Below are 7,710 nucleotides of genomic sequence, written 5' to 3'. Positions count from 1 at the left end.
CTTCCAGTATCTATTTACGGAATTACCTAAACGTGATCCAACCGATGATATGTCGGATCTTATGCCGTGGATCAATGAACTAGTGATGCAGAGTAAAGCATCACTAGTTCATTGAGCGCTTACTATTCATACACATCAGAGTTTTATTTATCTTGCTGTTGTTATCGACTTATATTCACGGCGAATTGTTGGTTGATCGATTGCAGAGCACATAAAAACATCTCTTTGTAACTCAGTACTTAAAATGGCTTTTTGGCAAAGAAAGCCACTTGCTGGTTTATTGCATCATTCAGATTAGAGGCAATTAATATACAAGCTATGAGTATCGTTCTTTAATGAACGATATGAAAATGAATATCAGGATGAGTGGAAAAGTTGAATGTTGGGATAACTATCCTACAGAGCGTTTCTTTCGCAGTCTCAAGCACGAACAATTGAATTATGAAACGTTTAAAACTAAAAAAGAAGCGAAGCTAAGTATTTTAGATTACTTGGCGTATTACAATGGATTGCGCCCACATACCGTTAATGGATATTTGTCACCGCTCCAATACGAGAAAGAAGCACGAGATCTGGTGTCCGTTTTTTTTTGACAATTACAATCTATGTAGAACGAGTAATTGAAATTTTTTTAATTGTTACGATTAAAATATATCAGATGCATTTTTTGTCATATATTATATTATGCTTTATAGTAATTAGTTGTTAACTAGAGAGGAAACATGCGTAAAATTACTTTATTTTTTATTTTTAGCACTATTTCATTTTCGTCTATATCACGTGAGTTTGTTGAGAATAATCAATCTTTTATATTGAAAAACTCTGATTCATCACTGTGCTTTGGCTTTGATGGAAATGAAGATAGAATAATAAAAAAGGATATAGATGATAATTCTATAATTTCCAGTAGTTGTGGGGATGTTTTTAATTCAGTTAGAAATACTTTTATTTATAAAGATGGAAGAATACAAAGAGATTCTAATATATCGCCTGCTGAACTATTTGGTAATTATAAGAATTCATGTGCTGAAGTATTTCAAAATAATGACGTTAAAGCAAAAGAGTGTTCAGTTAATAACAGTAAGCAAATATTTAAAATAGAACGCATATCAGGAAATAGCGTAAAAATATTAAACAACGGAAAGTGCCTAACACTTAATGGTAGTTCTTCGTATTTGGATCATTGCGCTAACCAAATGGATAATCAAATATTTACAATATCTGACATAAAAGACCCAGTAGAAGTTAGAATCGTTAATCGAGGTTGGTTCAATGCCAGTGTAGCCTTAGCCGCTGTAGACTTAAATAATGATAACGGTGGTATCTGGGGTTTTTGGGCTGATCAGCCAGATTGGATGCAGTTGGATCAGGTTAGATATTCATACTACTCGGCTAATGCTGAAGTAAATATGTTTACTTTAAAATCTGATTTTGGGCAAGATCATGAATTTCATGATGTAATACCTGGTGATAAATATGAAGTTCAAATTCATGGGACAATATTTAATAAATCAATGAAAGTTATTAAAACACATTCTGGCAACAGAATTCCTAATAATCAATATGCTTATATCTATGAGCATGCTGGGTATAAAGGAAGAACGGTGGAAATTAACGAAGATATACCTGACTTATCTCGTAATGAATTTAATGATGTATTATCATCTTACCGTATTCCAAAAGGTACTATTGTTGTATTTTATGAGCATGCTAATTATAAAGGAAAAATGTGGACAAGAACTCATGACGAATATTATAGTCCAGAATTCAATGATATAATATCATCAGTTAAAATAAGAAAGAACAATTAACCATGAATAGAAATATGCTTTATTGTGGAGTTCAAATATACATCAATTAGAAATTAAAGAAAATTACTTAATTCAAGGACAGTATTAACTCACAGATACGTCGTGGATGATCAGGTTATTGACGCTATTTGTGCTCAAATCACAGAGCCAGTAGCGCATATAACCGCGGATAAGATGTACGATACTGGTGCTGCAACGTTATAAAAAGATAAACTGTCTTGTGTATTGTAGCAAAGTCATTAATTGGCTATTAGAGTTTAACATGTAGCCATTAAAAAAGGGTTAAGATACTTCAATTAGAAGCACTTAACCCTTTTGATTTTAATTTATATAAGACGCCGTGAATGACGCCTTTAGAATATTAATTAATGATTGTGATCCGCATTATCACAGTTTTTAGGCTCATAGCGTTCAGCTAGAACTCTTGGCGTGTTATTTGTTGGAAGTGATACTGAACGTACTGCTTCATTGCCACCTTGTACTGTATATACAGGCTCAAGTTTTGGACTGTCGATAGCCATTGAGTTTAGAACTTTTCCGTCACAGATAACAGATGCCGATACTGGATTTTCAGAACGTGCCACGTTTACATGGAATTTGTTCATGTTATCCGCGTTACGACGGTTGTTCTTCAGAGCAAACTTCTGAACATCGCCATTTTTCATGCTTACTTCTAACGCACATTCATCTACCGTTAAGCTAGCTGAATTATCAGGGTAAACATAACCATAAGAACCATGCAGTGCTGGGAAGATATGGCTGTCTAGTTTATTTTGAGGATCGTAGTAACCCACCAATGTTGTTACAGGAACGCCAAATGAGGTTGGACGAATTACACTATTTTTCTTATATTCGCCATCTTGTACCCACGTTTGACCGTCAGATACAAACACTAAACGGCTGCCGTTGCTAACTACGATATTTTCACCATTAATTTCTAAGTGCGAGTTGTAACCCGAATCCGAATTGAAGGTGAAGATTTTACCTTTGTTTACTGTAGATGCCGCAGGGACTGACATGTCTCGTGCCCAATGACCATTCCAAGTAGATAGGTCTACTTTATCGAAGTCAGTTAATAGCGTAGCAATATGGCTTGCGTTAGCTTTATCTGGGTTTATTGATGTTGTTTCTAGAACATCGATTGAATGTGTGTATTCAACCATGGTTTCTGTTGCTTTATCCCACTTTTTAAAACCAGTTGATGATGTTTTATCAAATACGATTTTACTTTCTAAATCTTTTTGGATGAAATGCATTGAGTACGGTGTATACAACGTAAATCGTTGTGCGCTATACATTGCCCAACCACCAGCCATAGAATCAGAACCAAAGCTGAACATGCCATTAAATGGTTCAACACATTGGCCATCAAGACAGCTTTGACCGCCATTATTTGATGGTGAAAAGTTTGGAATAAACACATCACGTGAAGAATCCCAACCCCATGTAGAGTTAGTCATGTTGGCTGGTTTATGAATAGATCCTTCAAATCCACCAGGGTAGTGCCCTAAACCGTAGTTATGGCCTACTTCATGGCTAAATTCGTTACCAATAGAACTATCAAGTGTCACCATACCAGCGCCACCAGAACCACCATGGTTTTGCACACCATTGTTGTAGTTACCACGGGTGTTATGAGCAGTTAATTGAGCAGAGATATATGGGTTTTCACCCTCACCAACACCTGTTGTAGAGTTAATACCGTAGTTTGCGTTGTTAATACCGATAGAGATTAACTCTTTACCAATACGTTGACGCATAGTGCCTGAGTGCCAGCCACCATTGCTTGGGTCAAGATCCGTTAATAAAGTACCATCAGGCAGCATAACTTCAGTAAAGTGTACAGGTTCATATTCACTTACTACCATTTTACTAATGGGAGTTGTTTCAAAATATTCACGTTGTGCTGCTTTGTCTGTTTGGAAATGGAATGCATCACGAGGCTCTACAAGCATACCAACGTCAATGGTATGAAGCAGTAACTCAGTTGGAGCACCTACTTTAATTTGAGCTAATGTGCCTTTTTTGCCTTGGTTTTCAAATGATAATTGCAGACCTGCATTTAGCCATTCTTTTGGTAATTCCGCAGACCAAAAACCATCCGCATAACCGATTTCATTGAAAATTAAGTCGTCTTCTAGTACCCATATACCGTTAACGTTTTTAAACACAGTTGTTGTGCCGTTAACAATTGTTTTAGAGCGTTCAGGGTAGTAACTTACGTTTGAGTTGTAACCTGCACTTGAGGTAAATACAAAGATTTTACCATCGAGTTCTGGATTATTTTGCTCAAGTGCAATGTTTCCGTTCCAGTGACCATTCCACGTGCTCAGTTTTACTACGTTGTGATCTACAAGCGCGGCAGCTATTGCTTGGCTTGATACTTCACGTACGTTGAATGCTTTGGCTTCATCATAGCTAAAATCAATATTAGAGTCCGTGATTTCAGGGGTCATCATCACGTTAGGCGCTAATGCATCAGGACGTTTCATTTCTAACGTGCCTAGTGTTTTACCAGTACGGTCCGTCGCAGTTAAGGCAACTTCTGCGTATGAAGCAAAGGCTTCTGTCGGTTTAAACATTACTTTTGTCGCACGCTGAGCAACTAGATGCATACGTTTTTCTTGTTCAGTCGCTTTTGCTGGAATGATATGGGCTTGAGCAAATAATACGCCACCAGAAAGATCGCCAACCAATACGTTTTCTAATTGATTGGTGTTGAAGAATATCGCTGGTTTTTCAATAACAGAGGCACATTCTGAAGTGTCGATTTCGGTCGACATATCGCGTTCCCAAATGTAATTGCCTTCGTTGTCTTTAGATCCTCTTGCTGCAGGATAAAGACTGAAGATACATTTTTCAGCAACATCAAAGGTTTCTGGGTAAATATCAAAACCGCCGTCGTACCAATATTTTTCCCACTTAGTAGGAAGAAAATCGAATACGGTTTCAAACTCTGACTCGAAGTCCATTAGGTCAAATTTCACATTGCCATCAAAGTTTATTCTTAATTTCTTTCCTTTGTATTCAAGGTATTTTTGTTCACCCTCTTGGGTGACATTTACAGGATCACTAGCAAGTACGGCTAATTCGGTCATTTTGTTCATAATTTGAACGTTAGCATCGTTTAATGGATAATTATCTGCATAAACGTTAGTCGCTAATGTTGCTCCAATGAACATACCTAAAATTGTCTTTTTCATATAACCTCAATTTATTATTATTTAATAAGCCAGCGCTTTGAATCGCTTCGTATCATTTGCGAAACTTATAGTTTAAAACTAAAAATAAGATATTTAATTTTTTAAAAAGTTAGAGGTTCATTCCACATTGGAATGTATATAAATATGAATGGCTAAAATATTAGGCAGTAAAATCGCTATTACCTTCCTTTTGTTCTAGCCACGATAAAATCGATAGCAGCCTTCACTTTTGGTGTCGCATAAGCCAATTTTTGATACAGCATATACACACCGAGAGTTTGATTTTGAGTGATATTTAGAGGCTCATCAAAATGCAGTTCAATGAGTTCATTACGCTCAAAATAAGGCTGCAATACCCAACGAGGCATCATGATTATGCCATCGCCCTTTATCGCTTTCTCTGCCAACCATTGACCATTATTTGTTGTGAGTAAACTTGGTGCAGAGACATCTTGCCATTCTCCATTTATTTCACTCAACCAAGGCGTTGGGCCGTGTGGCGTTTTGAAGAACAAGCCTTTGTGATTAGGTAACTCTTTTGTGCTCTTAGGGTGACCATATTGCGCAAGATAAGTAGAAGAGGCAGCCGGAATAAACTGATTATCCATCAGATGAATGGCAACGACTCGCTCATCAGGTGCAAAACCACCACGAATGGCAATATCGACATCATCTCTATCAAGCTTTGATATTTGATCGTTGAGTTCTACATCCAATACAATATCTGGGTAATGAAGTGAAAATTCATCCAAGATTGGCGTAAGAATACGCTCCCCAAAACCAACCATCGAGCTAATTTTTAGCGTGCCTGTTGGTGTTGTTTGATAATATTTTACTGCTTTATCACACTGTTCTAATTGCTGAATAAGCGACGTTACTTGAGAGTAATATTGTAACCCCACCTCAGTTAATGAAACCGTTCTAGTGGTTCGTTTTAGTAATTGTGCGCCGAGTGAGGCTTCAAGATCGGCAATGCGACGAGAGATAGAAGAGGCTGGCACATCAAACTTTTTTGCTGCTGCGGAGAAGTTTCCAGCCTCTACCGTCGCTGTAAAGTATTTTAACGCTCGTAATTGGTCCATAATTTTATTATTGCCTTTTTAACAATAGAGTTTCCCATATTACCCCCTATATCTTGCATAAAATAGAAGTAATACTGTATCCACTTCCACAAACAATGACTAACAATAAAAAGGAAAGACGATGAGCCAGTACACTGAAATCCAATTAACTCAACGCCCTGATGAAAACCCAATCGGTCCACAACTATTTACCGCAGTTAAAAAGGATATTCCAGCCGTTGGTCCGGGACAAATTCTTATCAAGCAAACTTATATGTCACTTGATCCTGCGATGATTGGTTGGATGAGCCCTGATACTAACAGCTACATTCCGCGTGTTGAATTGGGCCAAGTAATGCGCTCAAGTGGTTTTGGTGAAGTGGTGGAATCGAACCATCCTGATTTTACAGTCGGTGACTCAGTGATGGGCATGATGGGTTGGACTGAATATCTCGTTACTAATGGTCAAGGTATCAATAAAGTTCAAGCGGGTGTAAGCGCAGAAATGGCATTGGCTGTATTCGCACTTCCGGGTTTAACCGCGACTCAAGGTTTGTTTAATATTGGTAAGCCAAAAGCAGGTGAAACACTGATTGTTACTGGTGCTGCGGGTTCAGTGGGCTCTATTGTTGGGCAACTAGCAAAAGCGGACGGTTTACGAGTCATTGGTGTTGTCGGCAGTGATGAAAAAGCCGATTGGATAGTGAATGAACTGGGCTTTGATGGCGCAATCAACTATAAAACTGACGATTTAGAAGCGAAATTGGTCGAGCTAACTCCAGATGGCGTCGATGTATTTTTTGAAAATACGGGCGGTCCAATTCAACACCTTATCTTTAATCGCATGAATACGCACGGACGCATTGTCGTGTGTGGCATGATTGCCGATTACACTGCCGCAGAACCAGCATTAGGCCCGAATTGGATTAACTTAATTAAGAAGCGCGTGATGATCCAAGGTTTCGCAATGCCAGATCATTTTGGTGATGTACCTGCATTATTAACCAAGTTAACGCCGTATGTGATGCAAGGTAAAGTGAAGTATCGAACTCACCAATTGGATGGATTAGAAAGCGCGATGTCCGGCCTTAATATGTTCTTCACAGGCGAGAACAAAGGTAAGTTGCTAGTTAAGTTATAAACTAAGCTTATCTTTCTTGAATAAAAAATCCGAGAGTATTTATGCTCTCGGATTTTTTACATAAGATAATTAAAGAATAAGCCAGATCCAATACAACCAAAGAACAATACGCTAACAACTTGGGTTGATTTGTTTTACACTGGAATTACAAATAGAAAAAACCTTGTAATTCATAGGGTAAATACTGGTTTCATAAAATGGAAGTGGTAGCATGATCTGGTATGTTATTTTAGGAATAGAAAAATGGTTACCATCACTCCAACGCGTTTTAAAGTTAAAGTGAATACGCACAAAGGAAGCTCTTACTGGACACTTAGTGGTTCCACGACCATTTTTGACGATGCAGTTATCTTTACCATGGAATCCATGCCAGATTTCTTTCGACAATCTTTGACGCAGGATTTTATTGAGTTGATGCCAGTCGAGTAATTAGTAAATGTGATTTATTTATAAATAGTAAAGGGCAGCCATGAATTAATGGTTGTCCTTTTTTA

Annotated in this window: 5 protein-coding genes; 3 read left to right on the top strand and 2 right to left on the bottom strand. The window is 37.7% G+C overall.

Annotated elements, in window-relative coordinates; genetic code table 11:
* Positions 1–335 precede the first annotated feature (335 nt).
* Both Q1K78_RS17385 and Q1K78_RS08335 read left to right on the top strand, forming a co-directional pair.
* A complete protein-coding gene (locus Q1K78_RS17385) occupies positions 336–593 on the top strand; it encodes an IS3 family transposase (RefSeq protein ID WP_366899709.1) in 258 nt (85 codons plus the stop codon).
* Between the two features lie 129 nt (positions 594–722).
* Positions 723–1,811, top strand: a complete 1,089-nt coding sequence (locus tag Q1K78_RS08335) for a beta/gamma crystallin-related protein (protein WP_300176710.1) — start codon at positions 723–725, stop codon at positions 1,809–1,811.
* 365 nt (positions 1,812–2,176) lie between these two features.
* Here Q1K78_RS08335 and Q1K78_RS08330 read toward each other — a convergent pair whose 3' ends face one another.
* Both Q1K78_RS08330 and Q1K78_RS08325 read right to left on the bottom strand, forming a co-directional pair.
* The gene (locus Q1K78_RS08330) at positions 2,177–5,014 is read right to left on the bottom strand and encodes a M66 family metalloprotease (protein WP_300176706.1); all 2,838 of its coding nucleotides are present in this window, start codon (positions 5,012–5,014) and stop codon (positions 2,177–2,179) included.
* A gap of 179 nt (positions 5,015–5,193) precedes the next feature.
* A complete protein-coding gene (locus Q1K78_RS08325) occupies positions 5,194–6,096 on the bottom strand; it encodes a LysR family transcriptional regulator (RefSeq protein WP_300176703.1) in 903 nt (300 codons plus the stop codon).
* A gap of 121 nt (positions 6,097–6,217) precedes the next feature.
* On the opposite strand from Q1K78_RS08325, the gene Q1K78_RS08320 reads away from it, so the two are divergent.
* Positions 6,218–7,216: an NADP-dependent oxidoreductase gene (locus tag Q1K78_RS08320; protein WP_300176700.1), complete on the top strand. Its 999-nt coding sequence runs from the start codon at positions 6,218–6,220 to the stop codon at positions 7,214–7,216.
* Positions 7,217–7,710 lie beyond the last annotated feature (494 nt).

Origin of the sequence: uncultured Aliivibrio sp. (assembly GCF_946479765.1) — a bacterium.
Lineage (GTDB): Bacteria > Pseudomonadota > Gammaproteobacteria > Enterobacterales > Vibrionaceae > Aliivibrio.
This window is presented reverse-complemented; position numbering and strand designations above follow the sequence as displayed.